Annotated in this window: 21 protein-coding genes and 2 tRNA genes; 8 read left to right on the plus strand and 15 right to left on the minus strand. The window is 36.4% G+C overall.

Annotation, left to right across the window (positions count from 1 at the left end; all coding sequences use genetic code 11):
- Positions 1 to 47: 47 nt before the first annotated feature.
- The 4 genes from CQ022_RS19835 to CQ022_RS19850 all read right to left on the minus strand — a co-directional run bounded on the left by CQ022_RS19835 (position 48) and on the right by CQ022_RS19850 (position 3,463).
- A complete protein-coding gene (locus CQ022_RS19835; RefSeq protein WP_047377240.1) occupies positions 48 to 665 on the minus strand; it encodes a DUF502 domain-containing protein in 618 nt (205 codons plus the stop codon).
- Positions 666 to 689: 24 nt separating this feature from the next.
- The gene (locus CQ022_RS19840) at positions 690 to 1,268 is read right to left on the minus strand and encodes a tRNA-(ms[2]io[6]A)-hydroxylase (protein ID WP_105684031.1); all 579 of its coding nucleotides are present in this window, start codon (positions 1,266 to 1,268) and stop codon (positions 690 to 692) included.
- Between the two features lie 74 nt (positions 1,269 to 1,342).
- Positions 1,343 to 2,431 carry an acyltransferase family protein gene (locus tag CQ022_RS19845; protein WP_105684032.1) on the minus strand — a complete coding sequence of 363 codons (1,089 nt, stop codon included), beginning with the start codon at positions 2,429 to 2,431 and terminating at the stop codon, positions 1,343 to 1,345.
- 144 nt (positions 2,432 to 2,575) lie between these two features.
- A complete protein-coding gene (locus CQ022_RS19850; protein WP_105684033.1) occupies positions 2,576 to 3,463 on the minus strand; it encodes a metalloprotease in 888 nt (295 codons plus the stop codon).
- A gap of 184 nt (positions 3,464 to 3,647) precedes the next feature.
- On the opposite strand from CQ022_RS19850, the gene rplU reads away from it, so the two are divergent.
- The 4 genes from rplU to CQ022_RS23060 all read left to right on the plus strand — a co-directional run bounded on the left by rplU (position 3,648) and on the right by CQ022_RS23060 (position 5,221).
- Entirely contained in the window at positions 3,648 to 4,226 is a 579-nt protein-coding gene (gene rplU, locus CQ022_RS19855) for a 50S ribosomal protein L21 (protein ID WP_076597840.1), read from the plus strand.
- A 12-nt stretch (positions 4,227 to 4,238) separates the two neighbouring features.
- Entirely contained in the window at positions 4,239 to 4,496 is a 258-nt protein-coding gene (gene rpmA, locus CQ022_RS19860) for a 50S ribosomal protein L27 (RefSeq protein WP_002984034.1), read from the plus strand.
- Positions 4,497 to 4,672: 176 nt separating this feature from the next.
- Positions 4,673 to 4,840, plus strand: a complete 168-nt coding sequence (locus tag CQ022_RS23055; protein ID WP_165791699.1) for a bacteriocin-like protein — start codon at positions 4,673 to 4,675, stop codon at positions 4,838 to 4,840.
- Between the two features lie 207 nt (positions 4,841 to 5,047).
- Positions 5,048 to 5,221, plus strand: a complete 174-nt coding sequence (locus CQ022_RS23060) for a bacteriocin-like protein (RefSeq protein ID WP_165791700.1) — start codon at positions 5,048 to 5,050, stop codon at positions 5,219 to 5,221.
- Between the two features lie 85 nt (positions 5,222 to 5,306).
- On the opposite strand, the gene CQ022_RS19870 is transcribed toward CQ022_RS23060, so the two are convergent.
- The 7 genes from CQ022_RS19870 to CQ022_RS19900 all read right to left on the minus strand — a co-directional run bounded on the left by CQ022_RS19870 (position 5,307) and on the right by CQ022_RS19900 (position 14,872).
- Complete coding sequence (locus tag CQ022_RS19870) at positions 5,307 to 7,835, minus strand: DUF5686 family protein (protein ID WP_228421876.1); 2,529 nt, start codon at positions 7,833 to 7,835, stop codon at positions 5,307 to 5,309.
- Positions 7,836 to 8,113: 278 nt separating this feature from the next.
- A tRNA-Asn gene (locus CQ022_RS19875) sits at positions 8,114 to 8,187 on the minus strand.
- A gap of 135 nt (positions 8,188 to 8,322) precedes the next feature.
- The gene (locus CQ022_RS19880) at positions 8,323 to 9,042 is read right to left on the minus strand and encodes an AAA family ATPase (protein WP_105684034.1); all 720 of its coding nucleotides are present in this window, start codon (positions 9,040 to 9,042) and stop codon (positions 8,323 to 8,325) included.
- Positions 9,043 to 9,105: 63 nt separating this feature from the next.
- Positions 9,106 to 12,288 carry a S41 family peptidase gene (locus tag CQ022_RS19885; protein WP_105684035.1) on the minus strand — a complete coding sequence of 1,061 codons (3,183 nt, stop codon included), beginning with the start codon at positions 12,286 to 12,288 and terminating at the stop codon, positions 9,106 to 9,108.
- 392 nt (positions 12,289 to 12,680) lie between these two features.
- A tRNA-Asn gene (locus tag CQ022_RS19890) sits at positions 12,681 to 12,754 on the minus strand.
- Positions 12,755 to 12,834: 80 nt separating this feature from the next.
- A complete protein-coding gene (gene rseP, locus CQ022_RS19895; protein ID WP_105684036.1) occupies positions 12,835 to 14,325 on the minus strand; it encodes an RIP metalloprotease RseP in 1,491 nt (496 codons plus the stop codon).
- A gap of 106 nt (positions 14,326 to 14,431) precedes the next feature.
- A complete protein-coding gene (locus tag CQ022_RS19900; protein WP_105684037.1) occupies positions 14,432 to 14,872 on the minus strand; it encodes a DUF6646 family protein in 441 nt (146 codons plus the stop codon).
- A 224-nt stretch (positions 14,873 to 15,096) separates the two neighbouring features.
- Here CQ022_RS19900 and CQ022_RS19905 point away from each other — a divergent pair, with 224 nt between their 5' ends.
- Positions 15,097 to 15,849 (plus strand): nitrilase-related carbon-nitrogen hydrolase, encoded by a 753-nt coding sequence (locus CQ022_RS19905; protein ID WP_105684038.1) that lies wholly within the window; start codon positions 15,097 to 15,099, stop codon positions 15,847 to 15,849.
- 133 nt (positions 15,850 to 15,982) lie between these two features.
- Here the strand turns inward: CQ022_RS19905 and CQ022_RS19910 are convergent, their stop codons facing one another.
- From CQ022_RS19910 to CQ022_RS19925, 4 genes are all read right to left on the minus strand, one after another.
- Entirely contained in the window at positions 15,983 to 16,282 is a 300-nt protein-coding gene (locus tag CQ022_RS19910) for a thioredoxin family protein (RefSeq protein WP_105684039.1), read from the minus strand.
- Between the two features lie 13 nt (positions 16,283 to 16,295).
- Positions 16,296 to 16,673 carry a rhodanese-like domain-containing protein gene (locus CQ022_RS19915; RefSeq protein WP_105684040.1) on the minus strand — a complete coding sequence of 126 codons (378 nt, stop codon included), beginning with the start codon at positions 16,671 to 16,673 and terminating at the stop codon, positions 16,296 to 16,298.
- A 4-nt stretch (positions 16,674 to 16,677) separates the two neighbouring features.
- Positions 16,678 to 18,087, minus strand: a complete 1,410-nt coding sequence (locus CQ022_RS19920) for an MBL fold metallo-hydrolase (protein WP_105684041.1) — start codon at positions 18,085 to 18,087, stop codon at positions 16,678 to 16,680.
- A 202-nt stretch (positions 18,088 to 18,289) separates the two neighbouring features.
- A complete protein-coding gene (locus CQ022_RS19925; RefSeq protein ID WP_123864461.1) occupies positions 18,290 to 19,351 on the minus strand; it encodes a hypothetical protein in 1,062 nt (353 codons plus the stop codon).
- 139 nt (positions 19,352 to 19,490) lie between these two features.
- Between CQ022_RS19925 and CQ022_RS19930 the strand changes: the two genes are divergently transcribed.
- The 3 genes from CQ022_RS19930 (at position 19,491) to lysA (ending at position 23,856) form a co-directional block, all read left to right on the plus strand.
- On the plus strand, positions 19,491 to 21,017 hold the full coding sequence (locus tag CQ022_RS19930) for a helicase HerA-like domain-containing protein (protein ID WP_105684043.1): 1,527 nt from the start codon (positions 19,491 to 19,493) through the stop codon (positions 21,015 to 21,017).
- A gap of 149 nt (positions 21,018 to 21,166) precedes the next feature.
- Complete coding sequence (locus CQ022_RS19935) at positions 21,167 to 22,390, plus strand: PolC-type DNA polymerase III (RefSeq protein ID WP_105684044.1); 1,224 nt, start codon at positions 21,167 to 21,169, stop codon at positions 22,388 to 22,390.
- 263 nt (positions 22,391 to 22,653) lie between these two features.
- A complete protein-coding gene (gene lysA, locus CQ022_RS19940; protein WP_185126832.1) occupies positions 22,654 to 23,856 on the plus strand; it encodes a diaminopimelate decarboxylase in 1,203 nt (400 codons plus the stop codon).
- Positions 23,857 to 23,918 lie beyond the last annotated feature (62 nt).

Raw genomic sequence — 23,918 nt, forward strand, 5'->3', positions numbered from 1 at the left:
ATAATTTTTCAAATTTCATCAATGTATAAATAAGGCGGAAAAAGAAATTATTCCGGAGCCTTAAATATATTTTCATCAGAATGGAATCCGGCTACACCGCCACTCACTGCGAACTTCATGGCAGAAGCCGCTGTCATTCCCACTACAGGTTTGATGTTTTTTTCTTCAGTAACAATTACCCAGCCCGAGATGGCGTACGAGTGGGGAAGATATACCGCAACGTAATTATGCTTGTCAACGTCCGACATTTCTTTTTGGGTTAAAAAGCCGATTCTCCAGATTTCCGGATTCTCATTGGTTTTTACCCATACAGGATCGTTGAATTTTTTCTTATCGCCCACGAATGAAGACATCACGTCTTTCGTAGGAGTATAGATATGTTTTACTCCCGGAGTTTTCTCCAGTAAGCTGTCCATCGTATCGAAAAAGAATCTTCCGACAACGAATTTATTTCCTAAATATCCTAAAATAGCCGTAAACAGAATGATGGATACAAATACGAGCCCCGGAATCTGCTTGGCCAAAGAAGGAACAAGGTTGTCAATCGCACTTACGATATACCAGATGACAAAAATGGTAAGCCCGATAGGACCAATGATCACGAGCCCCTGGAAAAAATTTTTCAGGAATAGATTGGCGATATTTTCAAAGCTTGGCTTCTTCAATGGATACTCTTTACTATTTTTATTTTAACCGTGGATGGTTTCTTTGTTTCCGTAGGATTTAATAATATTGGCCTCATATTCCAGCCATTCTTCCCAACGTTTGTTTACTTTTTCAGGATCTCCAAGCTGTCTTGCAAACCTTATGAAAGTTGTATAATGATTGGCTTCAGAAATCATCAGTTCTTTGTAGAAAACCTTAAGCTCTTCGTCTTTGATGTTTTCGGTAAGAACCTTAAATCTTTCGCAGCTTCTGGCTTCAATCATAGCTGCAAAAAGCATTTTATCTACGATGAGGTCTTCTCTGGTTCCCTGCACAATAAATTTTGCCAGTTCATTGACATAATCATCTTTTCTGGCTCTTCCAAAAGTAAAACCTCTTTTCTTAATGATTTCATGCACCTGATTAAAATGATCTAATTCTTCCTGTGCAATGGCAAGAAGTTCGGTCACAATCTCAGGATATTCCGGAAGCATTGTAATCAGCCCTATGGCATTGGTGGCTGCTTTTTGCTCACACCAGGCATGATCCGTTAAAATTTCTCCAATGTTTCCTTCTGCAATATTTGCCCACCTTGGATCGGTAGGTAGTTTCAACTTAAACATGTTGTAAAATTTTTGTAAATTTAAACAAATTGAGGTAAGGAATGTGACTTTATTTCAATTTGATCATTAAAGTCTTAAGATGCGGTCTTTCTTCTTAAGAATTCCAGAATATTCCAACCTGATGTATCTACTTTTTTCAATCCTGCCGAAATAATGAAGGCCAAAACGATATTAATACCATAAATAATGATCATCAAAAGCCACCACGGCATGTTTTCTTTTAATGGAACTACCAGGAAATAAACCAGAGAAGAACTGATTCCCTGTGCAAAGTAGAAGAAAATGGCATTCTTCCCGATATAGGTGATGAAGTTTTCTTTTGTAATCTTCAGTCGGTTATAAAGGACAAATAAAGTTACCAGAGAGAATAATGCCCAGATGATATAAGGGATTTTTGGAGGAAACTTATTCTTATTGATTTTATAGAAGATATCACCTCCATAGTACCAGAACATCCCTATAAGTGCTGCACCCACAAGTGCATATAATACAGGAATTGCTTTGGCTGGAATCTTTTTTCCACGCATGGTGTGGCCAATTAAAAAGACAGCAAGATAGAAAGCAACATATCCCACCTGTCCCGCTGGATAATATTCCGGAAAGATGTTGAATAGCAGTGTTAAACCTATACAAAGTCCGATGAACCAATGGATATGTTTTGGGAAAAATCTTAAAATTAATACCCCGAAAACGGTGAGGATATAATATACTTTTAGATACCAGAAGCTTCCCATTACCACAGGGAAGGTATCGGCGTTGGTGTACTGATGAAGATACCAATTTCCAAGATTTTCCCATTGGGGATAGACTGAAATACTGGTTGTTGAATATTTGGAACCAAAGGTGGAGTAAAAACTCTGGAGCCATTCCATAGAAAAGAAACTCAATCCAAATACTTTAAAGAAGTAATCTAAAAAGAAAAGGAAGGTTACAAAAATCATATAAGTGATCTGCAGTTTCAGAAGACGGTATAATGTTTTTTCAATATTTGCTCCCGAAGTAATACCGCTCAACGCATAAAAAAGTGCGACATCAAAGACCAGAGAAAACACTCTTACTTCTGCGGGAATATAAAACTGCCCAGACCAGAAAGCGGTATGGATAAATATGATGGAAAGTGTGGCCAGTCCTTTGGCGAAATCAATGTAGAGATCTCTGTTCATCGTAGTTGCTTGGATATTCTTTTTATTTTTCAAAAATACAAACAAATTGATTTTATAAATAGAGAAAAAAAATGTTAAAATAAAAAGGGGCGGAACATACTGTCCGCCTCCTTTCTTAAATATGCTAAAAATGAATGTTCTCGTTTATTGAAGATGTTTAAATTCTTCCGCAGAAATTTCTCCTGACTGAATTTTTCTAAGTTCATCAATATATTGACTCATATACGCGTCAATTTCAGGATTTACGGTATTCTTAGCCATCTTATAAGTTCCGTTTAATACTCCCTGATAATAATAGAAGAAGTTATAATCGAAATTTGAAGCATTAAGATCATACTGTCCTAAAAGGAATCCTAAACGAACTGCTGATCTTCTTTGTGCAGGTGTTCCGTGATGGTTAACACTCGTTGTCTGATAGTCCCCAATGCTTTGAGCAAATTCATAGGCTGCTGCAATTTCCGGGAAACTGGTTTTGTTGTACCCGTTAGGTCTTCTCAGATAATATCCTGCAAAGCCATCCGCTTCAAGTTCGTTCGGTCTGTATGTTGATTCTGATACAGAAGGCAGATTGAAGATGTACTGCAGCTGATGCCCATATTCGTGAGCAAGAATCATTGCGTTTACAATATCACCTCCTTTTGATTTTGCATCATAATAGATTGCATATCCATAATAGATCTTTCCTGTGGAGTAGGAAATCGCATTATAGGTTGAATTGAAATTGGATGGATCGTTTACAAAACGCAGCGTAGGATTGCTTCTTCCCCACATGCTTGCAATTTTAGTCATCTGACCGTTCATAAAATTGGTGTCTGTGGTGTTTTGAAGCCCAGTCAGTAAAACTGAATTGGAGCTCCAGTTGTTGTCAACATAAGAACACCCTTTTTCAGTAGTTCCTGGCTGATCAATTTTTGCACTCTGTGCTTCTTGTTGAGGTTGAACATTGTTGTCCATTTGGTCATCACTACATGCTGTTAATGAAGTTACAGCAATGGCACCTGCTAGTAAGCAGAGATTAAAGTTTCTTTTCATATATAAATTCAATTTGGTAAAACGAAGGTATGAAATTATCTCTTAAGTGTGAGTACATTATTTAAAAAAATTATTCAAAACATAGTGAATAGGATTTTAATTAAAAAAACATTGCTTTGATTGTAAGCTAATTAGAAATTTATATGTATATTTGCACCTCGAAATAACTAAAAATTTATAAACAATGTTTGCAATTGTAGAAATAGCAGGGCTTCAATACAAAGTTGAGCAAGACCAGAAGTTGTTTGTAAACCGTTTAAAAGGAGATAAAGGAGGAAAAGTTTCTTTCGATAAAGTTCTTCTTACTGTAAACGGTGCAATCACTGTAGGCGCCCCAGCTGTAAACGGAATCACTGTAGAAGCAGAGATCCTTGACCACGTAAAAGCTGATAAAGTAATCGTTTTCAAAAAGAAAAGAAGAAAAGGTTACAAAGTGAAAAACGGTCACAGACAATCTTTAACTCAAATCGTAATCACTGGGATTACAGGATTTGAAGGTGGAGCTAAAAAAGCTGCTGCTAAAAAAGAAACTGTGAAAGGTGAAGTTCTTTCTGACAACGCAACTGTTAACTTTGGTGAAGATCACGAGTTGAACTATCACTTAAAGAAAAACAACTTGTCTCAGTCTAAAGAGAACAGAGAAACTTTAATTACTTTAGGTAAAGCAGTTAAAGTTGAATTAGAAAAGAATATTCTTACTCATGAAGAAGTAGATGCTGCTATCATTAAGAATATCGATCAATTTAAAGCACTTAATAAATAATCCAGTAATAAAATGGCACACAAGAAAGGAGTCGGTAGTTCCAAGAACGGTAGAGAGTCTCACTCTAAAAGATTAGGTGTGAAGATTTTCGGAGGACAAGAAGCTATTGCCGGAAATATTATTGTTAGACAAAGAGGTACTCAACACCACCCAGGTGATAACGTGGGAATCGGTAAAGATCACACTTTGTTTGCATTAGTAGATGGTAAAGTAGTTTTCAGAAAGAAAGCAAACAACAGATCTTTCGTATCTGTAGAACCAAACGCATAATTTTTAAGCGTTTTATAAAAATTAAAACCTCAGTTTTTACTGAGGTTTTTTTATTTACAGGTTTTAAAGTATTCATTTATTCGTGAAATATTTTATATTTGTTAACTGTCCAGTTTTGAGTCAGTTGCGAAAGCCGAAAAGCATAAAGAGTAGGCCAATAATAAAACAAAATATCCATGAAAAATGTAAGAAAATTAACCAGAACGAATTTAAAAGGAGTAACCGGAGGTGTGGCAGCAGTATGTCCTTCCATGTTTCAGTCCTGTGACGAATGGTGCAGATGGTCTCCGTGGCAGAAATCACACTGTATGCTTTCTCAGCCATGTACAGAATGTTTCGAATAAGATATACAAGTACAGACTTTATTATTCTTGAAAATAACAAGAGAGCTGAACCTTTAATAGTGTTCGGCTTTTTTTTAAACTATTAAAAAACGTTAAATAATATCTCGTGGTTGTGAAATATTGATATATTTGTCCGTAATCAAATAAAAAAGTCATTGCGGAAGCCGAAAAGCAGAGAGAGTAGGCAACAAATAAAACTAAACAATCATGAAAAATTTAAGAAAATTAACCAAGAAGAATCTGAAAGAAATCAACGGAGGAGCGGGTGCAGTATGGTGTCCACCAAAACCAATTACTTCATGTGGTACGTGGTGCGGACTGACGAAGGAGCAGAAAATGCGTTGTCTGCTTGACGTGGAAGAACCTTGTGAGTGTTTTTAAACATCACTGACTTTATATAAAGTTTAAAAAATAAAATCCGGCGGCTTCAAAGAAGCCGCCGGATTTGTTTTATCTTATTTTCAATTTAGAATCCTACCTGGAAACCCGCTTTAACACCGAATTTTGAGATATCCGGTCTGTCAAGGTAATTACCTCTCCAGTTGAAATCAACTCTGAAGATTCTAAGGTTTCCGATTCCTATATTTTCAATCCCGAATCCGTATTCATAATAAATATGTTCGCTGGGCGCTGAATATCTGAAGCCTTCCACATTGATTGCCTTGGCCGCATCACTTAATGTTCCATACGCTCCTCTGATGAAGGCAACCTCTCTAAGTTTCAGTTTTTTAATCAGCGGAATATAAGAAAGTATCTTACCGTTAAAATGGTGCTCCAGCTGAAGGGTGGTATAGGCATCAGCCACAAATTCATAATAGTTAAGCTGAGAGAATGTATTGGGTACCAAACCATAGGAAAGGTTGGCAGGAATGATATTCTGTAGTGCCAAAGGAACTGTATTAAAGTTCTTTCCGGCCTCAAAATTCACCACTAGTTTTCCCACACTTCCAATCAGGAAAGGTTTATAAAGCATAAACTGCAACTTGTCATAGTTGAAATCTGCATTAAATAACCCTTCAATACCTCTTGTATATCTTAAAACAATAGTTGGAGCTAAGTTTCTGGCCTGGTAACGGTCAATTCCGGTTTGTGAGAATTTTGCCCCGGGTTTTGCAATTAAACTGATGGTAACATGAGAGTCATTCACTGTTTGTCTCAGCTGGCCATCTTTATAATACATCAGATTGAATTTCTCCGGAATAGCAGACTTAATACTCTGCATTACTCCGTCTATTCGGATCTGGAAGTTTTTCCAGGGTTCAATAGCAGCAAAGACACTTGTTTTGTTTACAGAGCTTAAAGAAATGTTTTCTCCTCTTGCAAAAAAGGTACTGGAAGATGAAGATTGTGGGGTAACCCCATCACCGGAGGTAAGCTGTCCTCCAAGCTGAACAATATCTCTGCTGGTTCCTGCTCCAATCATAAAACGGTTAAGCTTATTGAACATATATCTTGCCTCAACCCCATATTTGAACTGTTGATCTTTGAATCCGTAGGCTGTATAAAACTGAGCTCTCCAGGTATCATTCAATCCAAAATAGGTTCTTGCTCCTAATCTTATTCTGTCTCCTTCTACCTCATTTCTTCCGTAAATTGAAAATATAGGACCAATATCTATTCCTTTAAATGCATTATAATATCTTGAACCAAGCGTTTCAAACAGTTTTACCATCCTGTTGAATTTAGGAGTCTGCTGAAGCTGATCAAGCATGTTGTATACTCCCTGCTCTGCTTTAGATAAAGTATCAGGTCTGGCTTTAGTCCAGTAGGCTTCATCTTTATTGGTAAACTTGTCTTCGTATTCTTCTTCGGTGCGTTTGAATACTTTAGGATCAAGAGGTTTGTTGAATTGATAATCGGAATAATCTACCGATCTTTTGGCTATGATGCTTTTCGCTCCTTTCTTTTTTGAAAAAGGACTCATTTCAAATTCCGTAACCAGTTTTTTAGGAAGAAATGTAGCGTCATCAGGGTTGTCATATTCCACCTGAGTATACACACTGTTGACAAAGTTGACATTGATTTTCTGTGTTGATTTCAATGTTGCTCCTAAAACAGCATAGGTATCTGTATCAATATAAAGATTTCCCTGGAATGCAAGGATGTCTTTTCTTTTAGGCTGGTATCTTATCTGGAAGGCTTTTTCCCCACGAATAGTAATGGTGTCCATCAGACTATAGTCATAGGTGCTGAAGCCATCCGTTCCCACAGGGCTTTGGAAACCAATATCGAAATAATTTAAAGTATTGTCGTAGATATTGATATCACGATATAAGTTTTTAGCAGAAACCGTAATCACCTGATTGTCCTGAAAACCTGAGGTCTTTTGAGCAACTAATGTTCTTTTGCTGTCCTTATCAGGTCTGTTTTTACCAAAATTCTCATAAACGGCTTCATTTAGGAAAATAGGGAGGCCTAATCTTCCACTAGCTGTGGAATCTGCATAGTCAAAAATAAAATCCAGTTTGTTGAAAATCTTTTTCTTCATGAACGCACTGTCAAGATTGTTAAGATCAAACTGTGTTTTTTCGTACTCCTTATACGAATAGGTATCGAATTTCTCCAGTCCGTTATTTCTTTTTTGAGCCCAGACTTTCTGCATAATCGCATAAGCCGGGTTTTCTTTCTTGTTCTTATATTTTGTTTTACCACTTTGAAGAACAATCTCTTGAATATCACTTACTTTAGCCTGTGAAAGCTGTACGAAAATATTTTCAGCATTTTCGGGAGTGATATCAAGGGTTTCTGTAGTATAATTTTTTCTGGAAAATCTTAACTGATGAATGATGCTGTCTGACTGAACGATGAAACTACCTGAAGTTGTCGTCAGGGAAGGAGTCTTATCATTGTTGATAAAAATATCAACTTTATTCAGTTCTTTATTGTTCTTTTCGTCAACCACCTTACCGCTGGCCCTGTTTTGAGCGCATACGGAACTGGAGAGAATCAGAAAAAAAAATAAAAGATAGTGTTTTTGGGAGTTATTGTTTAACATCATTCGTTTCTTCAGGCAATTATCATAAACAAAAAGCATGCAGTTTATTAAAAAAATAGGTGAAAAAGTAAAATATTTTTATTCTATAATATAAAACGACAAATGTAGCGAAAATTATATATGCGTTTGTGAAAATTAAAAAGGAAATTTTAATGCTTAAAGGATAAGAATCAGAGGATTAATAGCAAGTAAAAAGTCTTTCCCTATAGGAGTGAGTCCAATTCTTTTTCTGTATGATTAATAAATAAAAAAAGACCTACATTTCTGTAAGTCTTTTGCTCCTCCTGCTGGGCTCGAACCAGCGACCCTCTGATTAACAGTCAGATGCTCTAACCAACTGAGCTAAGGAGGAATTTCCCTTGTTTTAGGTGCTGCAAATATAATATGAATATCCGTACCAAGCAAGTTTTATCCCTTATTCTTACTAGTTTTTAACTAAATGTATTGAAATTCAATAAGAAATATTTTCAGAAAATTTCAGGTAAAGCTAGATGTCTTCAAATAAATGTTGAAAATAACGTTCTGGTGATTCCAAAAAATTCTTTGTGAGCTGATAATGCTCTGTTTCTTTATAGTGTATTTTTTGAATTTTATCATCAAGCAGATAAATTTCTGCAGTCGGATAACTCATTAAGATCGGAGAATGGCTTGAAATTATAAACTGAGCCTTCCCTGTTTTTTCTAATTTGTGAATAATAGAGAGTAAGGAAAGTTGCCTTTGTGGTGATAAAGCAGCTTCCGGTTCATCAAGAAGATAAATTCCGTGTTGAAAATGGTTATGGAATAATGATAGAAATGCTTCACCATGGGACTGTTGGTGTAAAGATTTCCCTCCATAGGCTTCCAGAACTCTTTGATCCTCTTCAGCAACTTCGTCAATATAGGTCGCAAAGTTGAAAAAACTTTCAGCCCTCATGAAAAAACCTTGAGAAGTTTTATGACGCCAGGAAAGAGTAAGATATTCCGACAGCATCGATTCTGTTTTATGAAAGTTGTAATTATGATTGCGATTTCCTCCGGCAACATTGAAATTACACTTGTCTGCAATGGCTTCAAGCAGCGTGGATTTTCCAATTCCATTTTCGCCAACAAAAAAGGTAACATTACTTTTTAGTCTAATATCTAAGCCCTCGCGCAAAAAAGGCAGGGTGAAAGGGAAGTCTTGTGGATGATTATCTTTTAAATAAATCCTGGATAAATAAGGCATTTTGCTTGATAAAAATTATTACCATTATCAAGCAAAATATGTGCAAAAAACAAGAACTAATCCTTATTTCTTCAAATCCTTAAGTATTTCCTGAACAGCTCTTTCCAGCTGGGGATCGTTATCCTGAAGACGGTCCATAAAGGTGTTTTTAATGTAAATGTCAGGTTTTACTCCTGTTTTTTCAAGATTTTGTCCGTCCAGCGTATAAGTACCCCACGAAGGCAATCTATAAGAAGAACCGTCTACAAGGCCTTTTGCTGAAGTGAAAATAATCCAGCGATATGTATCCTGGCCAATGATTTTGCCCAGTTTCAATGCTTTAAATCCGGCTGCAGTCATTTCTGCGTCACTTAAGGAGGCTTCATTAATCAAAAGGACAATTGGTTTTCCGGAAGGGGCAAAATTAGGTTGTGTGGTTATTTTTCCTTCACGGTATTTCCATTGCAGATAAGGTTTTTGAGAAAGGAAATTCAATACTTTGTCATGAACATTTCCTCCCGTATTATAACGAAGGTCAAGAATAACAGCATCTTTTCTGTTTTCCTGCTCTACCATATCCAAAAGAAAACGGTCCAGCTCATCAGTAGACATGTTTTTCATGCATGAATAAGCGATTCTGTTGTTGCTAAGCTTATCAACACGCTGGTGATTGTTGTAGATCCACTCATCGTAAAGCAATCCTTTTAATTCTCCATTAGAAATCGGATGCACTTTGGCGGTTACATTTTTACCATCACGGTTGAACGTGAGTACAAGCTCATCCTGTTTTTTAGGGCTTGTAAAATACGTTTCGATATTTTCGTTTGGATCAATTTTTTTTCCGTTTACAGAAATCAACTGGTCGCCAGGTTTAATATCAACTCCTGAACGGTAAGCCGGAGATTTTCTTAAAATGCTTTCTACGGTGTAAGGCTGGTCTTTTTTGAAGGTAATTCCTGTTTCGTTGGTGAAATAGCTCAGGAACATGGTCTCTTCTTTCCCTGTAGAAGAAAATCCTGTGTGTGAAGAATTAAGCTCACCTAAAAGATCATTTAGTAAAATTCGCAGATCATTTCTGTTATGCACATAGGGCAGATATTTGGCGTACTGTTCTTTTTTTGCTTTCCAGTCAATGCCATGGAACTTTTCATCATAGAAGTTTTCTTCTACGCCAGTCCAGGCTTCAGCATACATCTGGGTGAATTCTGATGCCAGATCCTTGTCAAAACTATATTGAATGTTTATTTTCTCAGGTTTTAAGGCGGCAACCGTTGTTTTATAAATATTACCTTCTACCAGGGCGAAGAGGTTTTTCTCATTTTTAGTAAGGTAGTATGCTGCTTTATCGAAAACTTTTTCTGATTTGGCAGGTTCAAAATCTGTGAAAACTTTTTTGAACAGTTGTCTTTTTCCATTATCCTGATTAGAATTGAAAAGGAGGATTTCTTTCTTGTCATCAGCAAAAACGGCAGGGTCGTCCTGATAGCCATATCGGTCCGTAACCAGCTCGATTCTGTCCAGTGTATCTTCAGGATTTACTTTCAGTTCTTTGATAATCGGTTCTTTTTCTTCTTTTTTCTCTTTTTCCTTATCGTCGTCTTTTTTATCCTTCTTGTCTTTATCTTTTGCTTTGTCTGAAGATTTTGTTTCCTTCTTTTCTTCAGTAAAAAGATTATCGAATTTTTCAGATTTAAAAGGTTCGTCAAACCAGTCCAGCGCCATGCGGTAAATATTAGACTTCTGCATGCCTAAAGGATAAGACGGATTGGTTCTGTCGCTGGCGAAATAAATATACTTCCCATTCGGTGACCATACAGGATCTTCCTCTGAAACACCTGTGTTGGTAAGGTTCAGCGTCTGTGCTTTTTTAATATTGTAGATGAAAATATCAAGTTCAAAGTTTCTCTTCGCTGAAAACAATACATATTCATCGTTAGGAGAAAAAGAAGGTCTGGAGTTTTGGAAAGCCCATATTTCATCCTTCACAATGGTTGTAGATTTGAAGCTTTTTAAATCCAACAATCTTACTTCATCACGACCGCTTAAATAAACTGCTTTTGAAAGGTCGTTATTCAGGGTGATATTGCGGTTGTTGCGCAAATCTTCCGTTAATTGCTTTGGTTGACCTTTCCCGTCTGCAGGAATCGTAAACCAGTTTTGATAGCCGTTATACGTTTGATTGTAAAGAAGCGTTCTGTTGTCTTTCAGCCATTTTACTTCCATTGCCCGTTCTTTCCCATCAGAAACCTGCTGGGCAAATTTTCCTTCAATATCTGAAACGAATATAATCCCACGGCTTATGAATGCCATTTTTTTACCATCGGGTGATACATCATAATAAGAAATATTATTTTCAACATTGAAATTCTGGGCTTTTTCCAGTGTTTTGTTGGCATTCAGACTGATGGTAAGAGGTGCGGTGTTTTTTGAGGCTGCATCATAAGTGAAAAGCTGATAATCCTTTTCAAAAATAACTTTAGATCCATCCGCTGAAACATAAGGTTTTTTAATAGAAGTATCAAATTGGGTTAAAGCAGTCTTTTTACCATTTTCAAGTTTGTAAAGGTTGTATTCCCCGTTGTTCTCATCAGAAATAAAGTAAATAATACCATTTTTATCTACACTTGGGTTGAAGTCCTTTCCTTCGTAATGGGTGTATTGTTTGAAAGAATTGCTTTTTGGGTTGTATCCAAGGATGTCAGGATTGTTTTCTCCTTTATAGCGCTTTCTCTGTACCTGATGAGCGCTTTCCGAAGAACTCGTGAAAAGATATTCTCCCGAAGGGGTTTCTACAAGCCCGTTGGTATTGTTAAAATAATTATTGAACAGTTTTTGTGGTGTTTTCCCTTCAATGGTTGTTTTAAAACTGCCGAAGTTATTATTTCTGCTGGACGTAAAATAAATGGTTTTACTGTCCCATGCCCAGCTTTCCATTTCGTCTCTTCCGGTATGAAAGGTTAGCTGTTTGATCGTTCCTCCTCCTGCAGGCATTATATACACATCATAATTTCCATATTGGTTGGAACTGAAGGCAAGCCATTTTCCATCCGGAGAAAGACGGGGATTGATCTCTTCTCCGTCCAGTGCCGTAATTCTTGAAGCATTTCCGCCATTGGAATCTGATTTCCAGATGTCACCATCGTAAGCGAAATAGGCTGTTTTTCCATCAGGACTTAATGAGGGACTTGATAAAAAATATGACTTTTCCTGCGCTGAAATTCCTATAATAGAAAATGCTGTTAGTAACGAAATAATAGTTTTCTTCATGGTACATTGAGGTATTTATGCAATACTATATGTTGGTTTTATTATTCTTTGTTTTTATAGAGGGATATTTTACTCTATAAAAGAATAGTCGGATTATTGACGAAATAGTTACAGGTAAAATGCCTGAAGAGGTGGGTATTATTTAGTGAAACAGATCGATATTTCATGAAAACTTAAGATAAGTTGCAAATATCATTCAACGATCTTAATGATTAAGTGTGTTAAGAAAGTGACTTAGCTGCTGATGAAAGGATATAAATATGCTTAGAAATTATCAGTGAAGTTGATTGGGTTCTCACAATTTGCTCCTGATCTGTCTTTTTTAGATCATAGCTGTACTATTGTTCAGATTAAAGCACAAAAAAAGACTTACATTTCTGTAAGTCTTTTTGCTCCTCCTGCTGGGCTCGAACCAGCGACCCTCTGATTAACAGTCAGATGCTCTAACCAACTGAGCTAAGGAGGAATGTCCTTTGTTTTAAGTGGTGCAAATATAGGACGAATATTTATACCCTACAAATATTTTTAAGAAAAATTTTAAAAAAATTATAATTTCCCTGTGAATACCTTGAAGATGTCGCTTCCGAAGATGAGTAACATTAAGCCTAACAGGAAGATAACTCCAATCATCTGAGCATTCTCTAAAACTTTCTGTGGAACCGGTTTTCCTACAATAATTTCATATAAAGTAAATAAAACGTGTCCACCATCAAGTCCCGGAATAGGAATAAGGTTCAGGAATGCCAACCATACAGAGAACATCGCTGTAAAACTCCAGAAAGCAACCCAGTTGATTTTAAAGCTTCCGTCAGCATCTTTATCCACAGGCATATTCTTTACAATAGCAATAGGACCTCCTACATTTTTATACCCCTGAACTTTAGAGTTGAACATAATTTTGAACTGCTTAACCTGAGTGGTCAACGCCTCGATAGTTCTTGTAAATCCTCTTGGAATAGATTCTCCAAAAGAATATTGTTTATTGGTTACGATTTCTTTTGCAATGCTTTTTGTATCAATAGCTATTCCTAATTTTCCGTTTTTATCAACAGAAACTGAAGGTAAGGTTTGTACAGCTCCGTTTCTTTCAACGTCTACAGTAATTGTTTTTCCTTTATTCTCAGCTAAAAGAGCGCTTACTTCATCAAAGAATGCTGCTTTCTTACCGTTGATTCCTACAATTTTATCACCTTTCGCAAGACCAGAGGCCTGAGAAGAAGGAGTTGCTAATGAATCAATAACCATAGAAACTCTTGGAGTGATGTATAGTTTCGCTTCTCTCTGTTTAAGAACATCCGCAACACCGTCAGCATTTACCGGGAAAGTGACTTCCTGTCCGTTTCTGTTTACAGTAACATGGTCTCCTAAAAGAATATTGATTGAAGTGTTTTCAAGTCTTTCTGCCGGTTTTCCATCTACGCTGATGATTTTGTCACCATTCTGGAATCCCATTTTCTTTCCAGCTGAAGTAGCTTCAATACCGTTGTTGAATTTCGTGATATCTGTATACGTTTCTCCATTGAAGAAAGATAGAGAACTGTAGATTAACCATGCAAGGAAAAAGTTAACAGTAACCCCTCCCAGCATAATAATAAGTCTCTGCCAAGCTGGTTTTGATCTGAATTCCCATGGTTCTGCCGGTTTTTTCATTTGGGCAGTATCCATACTTTCATCTACCATTCCTGCAATTTTCACGTATCCTCCGAAAGGAAGCCATCCGATTCCGTATTTGGTTTGTTCAGGATGCTTTCTCCAGTCATTATCCGGAAGTTTTGATATATCGATAGGAACTTCTTCCTTCTTTCCGTTTATCTCTATTACTTCAGAATCCGGCAGGTTCTTTGATAAAAATTTGTACTGCCATTTTCCATTGATTTTCTTCATGGAGAATATGGAGAAGTAAGGATCAAAAAACAGGAAAAACTTCTCTGCTCTTGTCTTGAACCATATTGCGGGTAAAAAATGCCCAAGCTCATGAAGAAGCACTAGTATAGAGATGCTCAGAATGAACTGAAAAAGTTTGATTGCTATTTCCATTAATAAATTTTAGATTTTAATTTGCAAAGGTAACAATTATCAAAACTATGCCAAATAAAAAAGCTCCCCGAAACGAGAAGCTTTGTCATATTTAAAGACGATTTGTTTATAAATTGAAAGAAACCCCAAGGCTGCCATTATTACCAACCTCTGCAAAGACTCCTATTTTCTCTGTGAAGAAATAGCGGGCTCCGATGTGAGCACCCACTCCGAAGTCTTTTCCCAGAACTCCAAGGTCCACTCCTGGGTAGATGTCCCATTTTGAAGGCAGGTTCAGCGCTTCCTGTAAGTGAAAGTTCAGCCTCCCGAAAACAAAAACACGATTATCCTTATCGTTGTTTTTATAATTATCAAAATAGCCGTTGATACCGGCTCCTACTGAAATAAGTTGATTGAGTCCGTAGTCATAAGTTCCCGTTATTCCGGTTCCATATCCCCAGGCACTCAGCCCCAGTTGTATTTTCTGATCTCCTTTTCCTGTCCAGGCCTGAGCATTGGCCATTGCACCAAAAAATAAGATCGTCACCATAAAAAACAATTTCTTCATAAATTTTTAATTTTTAAGGATAGTAATAAAAAATATTTCTATCAAAAATGAAACCGAAAGAATGTTAGTCCTATAAAAATGGATGACTTTAATAAATTATTATGAAAAAGGATTCTGTTTTTATGGGTAAAATTGTCTTTTCAATAGTTTTAATTCCTCTTTTGTAATCATAAAAGCTGTATTTTTATACATCAGATTTGGAATAATTTAAAAAAGAATAAAAGATGAAAGTTGTAGGGCTTAATTTAGATATCATCTGGAAAAATAAAACTGACAATTTTAAACTCATAGAAAACGAACTGCAAAATGTGGAAGCTGATCTGTTTCTCCTTCCTGAAATGTTTTCAACAGGTTTCTGTATGGATGCTTCTGAAGTTTCGGATAGGAATAATGAATCACTGGAGTTTTTGAAAAGAATGTCAAAAGAAAAAAATGCAGCATTCTGTGGAAGTGCTCCCGTAGAGCAAAACGGAAATTTTTACAACAGAATGTATTTTATACAACCGGATGGTGAAACGGCTTTCTATGACAAAAGACATTTGTTCTCCTTTTCGGGTGAAGATAAAGTTTATACGCCAGGGAAAGACAGGGTAATCGTTGAATATAAAGGGATACGTTTCCTGCTTCAGGTCTGCTATGATCTGCGTTTTCCTGTTTTTGCAAGAAATAATGATGATTATGATGCTGTTTTATATGTTGCAAACTGGCCGGAGAAAAGAGTAGGAGCGTGGGAACACTTGTTAAAGGCCAGAGCCATTGAGAATTTATCTTTCGTATTTGGTTTAAATAGAATTGGAACGGATGGGAATAACCTCTTTTATCAGGAGAGCTCTCACTGTTTCTTTGCGGACGGAAAAGAAATTTCCCAAAAGCATGGGAATCTTGTATCTGCAGATTTGAATAGGGATGAACTGAAAGATTTTAGAGAACATTTCCAGTTTTTGAATGATAGAGATTCCTTTTCTATTGAATTTTAGGATTTTCCCACAGATTTCGCAGATCTTCACAGATTTTTAATTTCTATATAAAGAAAAATAAGCATAATTATCTGTGGAAATTTGTGCGATCTGCGGGAATGATAAAAAGCAAAAACTGTGAAAAATCACAGTTTTAAGCATATTCTTGTAAAAGTTGTGTGAGGGTATTCACATCATGAACACCACTTTCCTTCCATAGCATTTCTCCATTTTTGAAAATGGCCAGAGTAGGTACTCCTCGCACTCCGTATTGAGCTGCCAGTGCAGGATATTGGTCTACATCTACCTTTATAATTCTGGCTCCTTCACCAATATTTTCCTTTACCGTATTTAATACCGAAGACTGTACTTTACAAGGCTGACACCATGTTGCGAAAAAGTCAATAAGTACCGGTCTTTCAGAATCAATAATTTCCTGGAATTTTTGTGACATAGTTTGGGGTTTATTAGTTTGCTTTTTTGTTTGTTTCGTCCTGGATTGCTTTTACGTTTTTCCAGCTTGTACCATCATAGGCTTCAACTCCATTTTTCTTCAGTATTTCCATAGCCTGATCTGCCTGAACTCCTTTATTGCAGAACACAACAACTTTTTTGCCCTTCAGGGTTTCTATATTGTTTTGAATCTCCGCTAATGGAATATTGATGGCATTTTTTGCGGTTCCTGCCGAATACTGTTCCGGAATTCTGACATCCACCAATGTGACATCAGAACTGTTGACCACTTCTTTGATGTTCGCTTTGGGTGTGACAGTCGTATGAGATGTTTTACAGGCACTTAGCGTAAAAGCCATTGCTAAAACAAGTCCAAAAAACTGTATCTTCATGATCTTACGATGTTTTGGATTGGCAGACAAAATCTGTAGTCGGGAATTTTTCCGTCTTTTTGATGCCGTTAAAACCTCCTTCTATTTCGGTGAAATTTCTGATTCCGTGTGAGTTAAGTATGCTTGCTGCGATCATGCTTCTGTATCCCCCGGCACAGTGCAGAAAGAAATGTTCAGAATCATCAATCGTACGGGCCCAGTCACTGATAGTATCCAATGGCTTGTTGTAAGCATTGTCAATATGCTCGGCAGAATATTCAGTCAGTTTTCTTACATCCACTACGGTAGAGTTTTCTGTAAACTGTTCTGCGAATTCGGCTGGAGTGATTCTTTTGATCTCGTCAATTTCATTACCTGCATTTTTCCAGGCTTCAAAACTTCCTTTCAGATATCCTATTACATTATCAAAGCCTACTCTGCTCAGTCTGGTGATTACTTCCTCTTCAGTACCTTCATCAGTTACCAATAATAAAGGGTGTTTTACATCCACAATAAGCGTTCCTACCCATGGTGCGAAATCTCCTTTCAGACCTATGTTGATAGAGTTAGGTACAAATCCTTTATGGAAATCTGCAGCTCCTCTGGTATCTAAAATTAATGCTCCCGTTTCTTCTGCCAATGCTTCGAAATCTTTTGGAGCAACAGGTTGCATCCCTTTGTTCATCACAACATCCAGGCTTTCATAACCGCCTTTATTTAAAGCGACATTCATTCCGAAATATTTCGGTGGAGCGGTCAAACCGTCAAGTACTTCTCTGATGAAAGATTCTTTATCTGGTTGATTAAGAGCGTAGTTCGTCTTCTTTTGGTTTCCTAAAATATCTACCGTTTCCTTCTGCATATTTTTTCCACAGGCAGATCCGGCACCGTGAGCTGGATAAACCGTAATGCTGTCATCCAATGGCATAATCTTATTCTGAAGACTGTCGTAGAGAATTCCTGCAAGGTCTTCCTGCGTAAGATTTGTTGCTTTCTGCGCAAGATCTGGTCTTCCAACGTCTCCTAGAAATAAAGTGTCACCTGTAAAGATTGCAGTTTCAACACCATTTTCGTCTACTAAAAGGTAAGTGCTGCTTTCCATAGTGTGCCCAGGAGTGTGCATTACCTTTATTTTTATTTTTCCGATTTCAAAAATCTGATTGTCTTCTGCAATAATGGCTTCAAATTCCGGAGCGGCCGTAGGTCCATATACAATGGGAGCACCTGTTTTTTTACTTAAATCCAGATGTCCTGATACGAAATCAGCATGGAAGTGAGTTTCAAAAATATATTTTAAAGTGACATTGTCTTTTTCCAGACGATCCAGGTAAGGTTTTACTTCTCTTAAAGGATCAATAATGGCAGCTTCATTCTCTGATACAATATAATAGGCACCCTGAGCCAGACAGCCCGTATATATTTGTTCAATTTTCATTGGGGTCTTTTTTTAATGAGTTAAAGATACAAAGTATTAGATAAATTCTAAATGAAATGTTAAATCCCATTGATAGTTTCTTTCAATACTTTGTTAAACGGATGTTTAACGTAAGATGTTTTTCAGCAAAAAGAATGCCTTACATAAAGACAATTGGGAAATGCTGTTTTATATCATGTTTAGCTTTTGAAGCCTAATTCCTTTACTCAATGATATAGTATAATTTGTAAAAAATTTCATTGGTATTTTCTGTGATGTTTTTATCCGTTTTGAATTGAAGATATTCATCTTTTTTAGCTTCTCCTTCATCATATTGAATCAGCCTGTTGTATTTGTCATAGAGATAATCTTTAATCTTCCCATGGTCTGCAATCCTGATCATTTCATCAAAATATTTCTTAGTGTCTGCATGCATAGGCCCATCTTTTTCATGGGTTTTATAGAATTCTATCATTTTCTGTATGGAATATACCTCAGATTCAATATTCATATCATTAAACCCAGTCAAAAGTTCTTTTTTTTCTGAATTTTTACCCAGCCATTCTATTTTTGCATGAGCTGCAGCAATTACAGAATTAATCATCATAGAATCTCTTTTGATAACGGGAGATAAAATAATAGCGGGAGTATTGCTGATGGGAAGAGATTTTTTAGAGGCAATGTCCAATAATCCAAAATAGACTTCAGTTTTATTTTTTAGTTCTGCCAGTTGATCAGAAGTCATATCATCACTTGAAACCCTGATTTTAAAGCCCCATCCTCCACATTCATAAATGGCGAGGAGAGACTTCTTATTCGTATATTTTACTCCTTTAAAAAAATCACGTTCACCCATGGCATGATCAAATATTGAATAGAGATAATGTACTTTTACTTTATCATTGGATGAACTTCCAAACATCGGTTTGAGGTCTACACTTTTATTAGAATTCTGATTAAGAACTGTTTCATACACAGCAAATTCATCCCTCAATAGCTGATTGTCAACTGATTTTTTAGGATAGAGATATAGAGTAAGAACCGTTTTGCTTTTTTTACTGTTTTGCTGTACATAGCTTACTACAACGTGTTTGTTCTGTATATCATAAGAGGTGATCGTTTCTCTTTGAAAATCAGACCATAAAGCTGGGAAGACTACTGAAGTAGATGTATGGGTAAAATCTCCTTTTATCTGTAAATTGACAGGTTCATTTCTTTTTTGAGAAAAAAATAATGTAGAAAAAATAGAAAGAATAACGAATGTAATTTTCTTAAATGAAATCATGTGTGGTATATATGTTGTTGTCATGGCTAAGTGAATAGTAAATTTAATGAACTTAGAACAAAATTTAATCATATAATATTACTTTAATTACTCAGACTTTTACAAAAAATTTTATATTTATAAGTTAAAAAGCGATCAAATGGCAGACAAAACACAATTTATTGAAGAACTCAACGCTAGATACACTCCGAAAGGAGAGCATATAATATTAGGAAAAGGAATGCTGGATGGAGAAGTGGTCACAGAAGTGAACGTAACCATTCCCCTGAAAACGATTAACCGCCACGGTCTTATCGCCGGCGCTACGGGAACAGGAAAGACAAAAACATTACAGGTATTTGCAGAACAGCTTTCCCATGCAGGAATTCCCTCTTTGGTTCTTGATATTAAAGGAGATTTCTCCGGGATTGCAGAAGCCGGCCAGATGAATGCTATCATTGAGGAAAGATATGGCAAAACACAGCTTCCTTATAACCCACAAGGCTTTCCGGTGGAACTGATGAGTATTTCCGGAGGAGAAGGAGTGAAACTGAGAGCTACGGTTACAGAATTTGGACCTGTTTTACTCAGTAAAATCCTTGAGCTTAATGATACACAGCAAAGCATCATGTCTATTGTCTTCAAATACTGTGATGATAAAGGTCTTCCATTGATTGATCTTAATGATCTGAAGAAAGTACTTCAGTATGTGACGGATAATGCACAAGGAAAAGCTGAGCTTGCAGCCAATTACGGATCTATTGCGCCATCATCTCTCGGAGCGATTTTAAGATCTATTGTTGCGCTGGAACAACAGGGAGCAGCAGGTTTTTTCGGTGAGCTAAGTTTTGATGTTCATGACTTACTGGAAACACGAGACGGAAAAGGAGTGGTTAATATTTTAAGAGTAGCAGATATTCAGAACAAGCCACAGCTTTTCTCAACATTCATGCTTTCGCTTTTTGCTGAAATTTATATGACGTTTCCGGAAGAAGGAGATAGTGGTAAACCAAAGCTGGTATTATTCATAGACGAAGCCCACCTGATTTTTGATGAAGCTTCCAAAGCCCTTCTTTCACAGATTGAAACAATGGTAAAACTCATCCGTTCCAAAGGAGTAGGAATTTATTTTATTACTCAGATTCCGGGTGATGTTCCTGAAAATGTACTTTCCCAATTAGGATTGAAGATACAGCACGCCTTAAGAGGTTTTACCGCAAAAGATAAAAAAGAAATTACCAAAGCTGTCGAAAATTATCCTACTACAGAATATTATAATGCTTCCAGCCTGATTCAGAACTTGGGAATTGGAGAAGCATTTGTTACGGCTCTGGATGAAAAAGGAATTCCTACCCCATTAGTGCATACTTACCTGATCTCTCCGGAATCAAGAATGGATGTTTTGAGTGGAGCAGAAGTTTCTGATCTGACTTCAAAATCAGCTCTTGTTGCAAAGTATGAGCAGGCTGTTGACAGAGAATCTGCTTATGAAATGCTGACTAACAGAATGGAACAGGCTGCACAAAATCCTGCTCCTACCCAAAAGACCAGACCAGTAAAAGAAGAGCCGGGAATGTTTGAACAGGTATTACAGAGTAAAGCAGGCCGTACTTTTACCAGTACATTAATGAGAGAAGGAGCAAAAGCTATTCTCGGAATGTTTGGTCTGGGAGGCAGAAGAAGATAATTTTGAAGAATAATCTGTTATATTTTAACATATTTTTTGTTATTTTAGCAGGTTATCTTTACTTAACAAGAAAAAATAGAACCGGATTTTATCGGGGAAAAGACGCCGGTTTTAAATATAAATGACAAAAAAACAGCAGTTAATATTAAATGTATTCAATTATAGATATAGAAAGTAATGGTGCAGGTTATAGAAATGAATGCATTATAGATATCGCCATATACAGATATGATGGTCAGAAAATTATTGATCAGTTTATATCTCTGGTAAATCCTGAAGGTGATATTACTCCTTTTGTACAGAAGTTGACCAGTATTACCCCGAAAATGGTCAAAACTGCCCCGAAATTTCATGAAATTGCCAAAAGAGTTATCGAAATAACTCAAAATACAACGTTGGTAGGTCATAATATTGATTTTGATTACAGAATGCTTCGTCAGTCATTCAAAAGGCTTGGCTATGATTTTAAAATCAATACGTTAGATACAATTCCATTGGCGAAGAAACTGATTCCTGATGAGGTAAGTTATTCGTTGGGAAAATTGGTGAAGTCTTTGGGAATTCCTTTGACAAACCACCACAGGGCAGAAGGTGATGCCAGAGCTACGTTAGAGCTTTTTAAGCTTCTGATTTCGAAGGATACCGAAAATGAGATCATTCAGAAACAGCATGATGAGTCCAACGCAAAAACCTATATCAATAAGATCAAAGAACTTACCCAGGATCTTCCTAATGATAAAGGGTTTGTCTATTTTCAGGATGAATCCGGGCGGATTATGTTCTCGGATTATGTTCAGGATATCAATAAGTTTTCCAAAAAAGTCTTCAATTCCAAATCAAAAAAATGGGAACAGATCCAGAAAGAGGTGGAGCAGATTAATTTTGAGCTTACCGGAACAGACACTATTGCCAAGCTGATTCTGAATTCTAAGAATATTAAAAAGAAAGAAGTTCTGCCTTTCGGACTCTATTTCAGGAATAATAAATATATAGTTGAAAAAAATACACTCAATAAAACTGAAAAACCAGTCTTGAAATTCAGATCATTTACTCAGGGATCCAAAGCGGTTCAGTTTATCGGTTCTCAGGAAGAATTTAAAGATTTTTCTGCCTTGAAACAGAAAATTGAATTCAGAAAAAGAAATGAACTTTGGCTGGGACAAGGAAGGAAATTGGGTGAAAAATTATTTTTAATCATAGAAAACGGAAAAGTAGTTTCCTTTGGTTTTTATGAACTTTTTACACAAATTCAAACCTTAAGTAAGCTTACTAAGTTAAAAATTGACCTTCCATTATCCTCCACGGATTTGAATAATGAATTGCAGCTGGCACTGCTTCGAAGCGATTTTGAAACACTTCCGTTGCCGAAATAACAGAGAAATTTACACTTTATAAACTTTTGTTAACAAGAAGGTGCTTTTCAAATCAATTTTCGTAAAATAAAAAATAAATAGTATTTTTGCAAAAAATAAATAGTAGCAATGCAAAATTTTAAACAAATTAAAACTGGAAAAAAGGGAGCTGTAAGGTTCTCTAAGGTTTGGAATATTTAAAAGAGTTGTCTTGCATAAAAAATAATCAATGCGGCAGACTCTTTTTTGAAAGAATCTGCCTTTTTTTATGTTAAAATGAAATTATGAATTCAAAAGAATTATTAAAGATTGCCACTGAGTTTGGCACCCCGGTGTATGTTTATGATGCTGAGTCCATCAAAGTTCAATACGAAAAACTTACATCTTCTTTCTTAAAACATACGAAGTTTTTCTATGCAGCAAAGGCTTTGACAAACATCAATATTCTTAAGTATGTCAAGAACCTGGGCGCTTCTTTGGATTGTGTATCGATTAACGAAGTTAAACTTGGATTAAAGGCAGGATTTTCGAAAGAAAAGATTTTGTTTACTCCCAATTGTGTTGACTTGGCTGAAATTGAGGAAGCAATGACTTTTGGAGTTCATATAAACATTGATAACATTTCTATTCTTGAGCAATTCGGGAATAAGTACGGAAATACCTATCCTATTTTAGTAAGAATCAACCCGCATATTTTTGCCGGAGGTAACTATAAAATTTCAACAGGACATATCGACAGTAAGTTCGGTATTTCCATTCACCAGGTTCGTCACATTGAAAGAGTGATGAAAAGTACAAATCTGAATGTTGAAGGACTTCACATGCATACAGGAAGCGAGATCAAAGATCCGGATGTATTTCTACAGGCATTGGAAATCATGCTGGAGCTTTCTGAGCACTTCCCGAACCTGAAATATCTGGATATGGGAAGCGGCTTCAAAATCCCTTACCAGGACAGTGAAGAAGAAACTGATGTGAGAACATTAGGTAAAAAAGTAGAAAAAGTAATTTCTGAGTTTTCAAAATCTACCGGGAAAAAATTCGAATTATGGTTTGAACCCGGAAAATTCTTAGTAGGAAAAAGCGGATATTTATTGGTTAAAGCTAATGTGATTAAGCAAACAACAGCTACTGTTTTCGTGGGAGTAAACTCAGGATTCAACCACCTGATCCGTCCGATGTTCTACGATTCTTACCATATGATTGAAAATTTATCCAATCCAAAAGGAGCGGAAAGAATTTATACTGTAGTAGGAAATATCTGCGAAACAGATACTTTTGCATGGGACAGAAAACTCAATGAAGTGAGAGAAGGAGATATTCTTGCTTTCCACAATGCGGGAGCTTATGGTTTTGAAATGAGTTCAAATTTCAATTCAAGATTAAAGCCTGCTGAAGTACTGTTCTTAGACGGAAAAGCACACCTTATCCGTAAGAGAGACGAATTTGAAGATCTGTTGAGAAATCAGATCGAAGTAGTGATGTAAATCCGAAACATATGATATAAACAGCCGCCTTTTTTGGGTGGCTGTTTTGTTTTAAAGTAAAC

It is taken from the genome of Chryseobacterium culicis, from assembly GCF_002979755.1.
Lineage (GTDB): Bacteria > Bacteroidota > Bacteroidia > Flavobacteriales > Weeksellaceae > Chryseobacterium > Chryseobacterium culicis_A.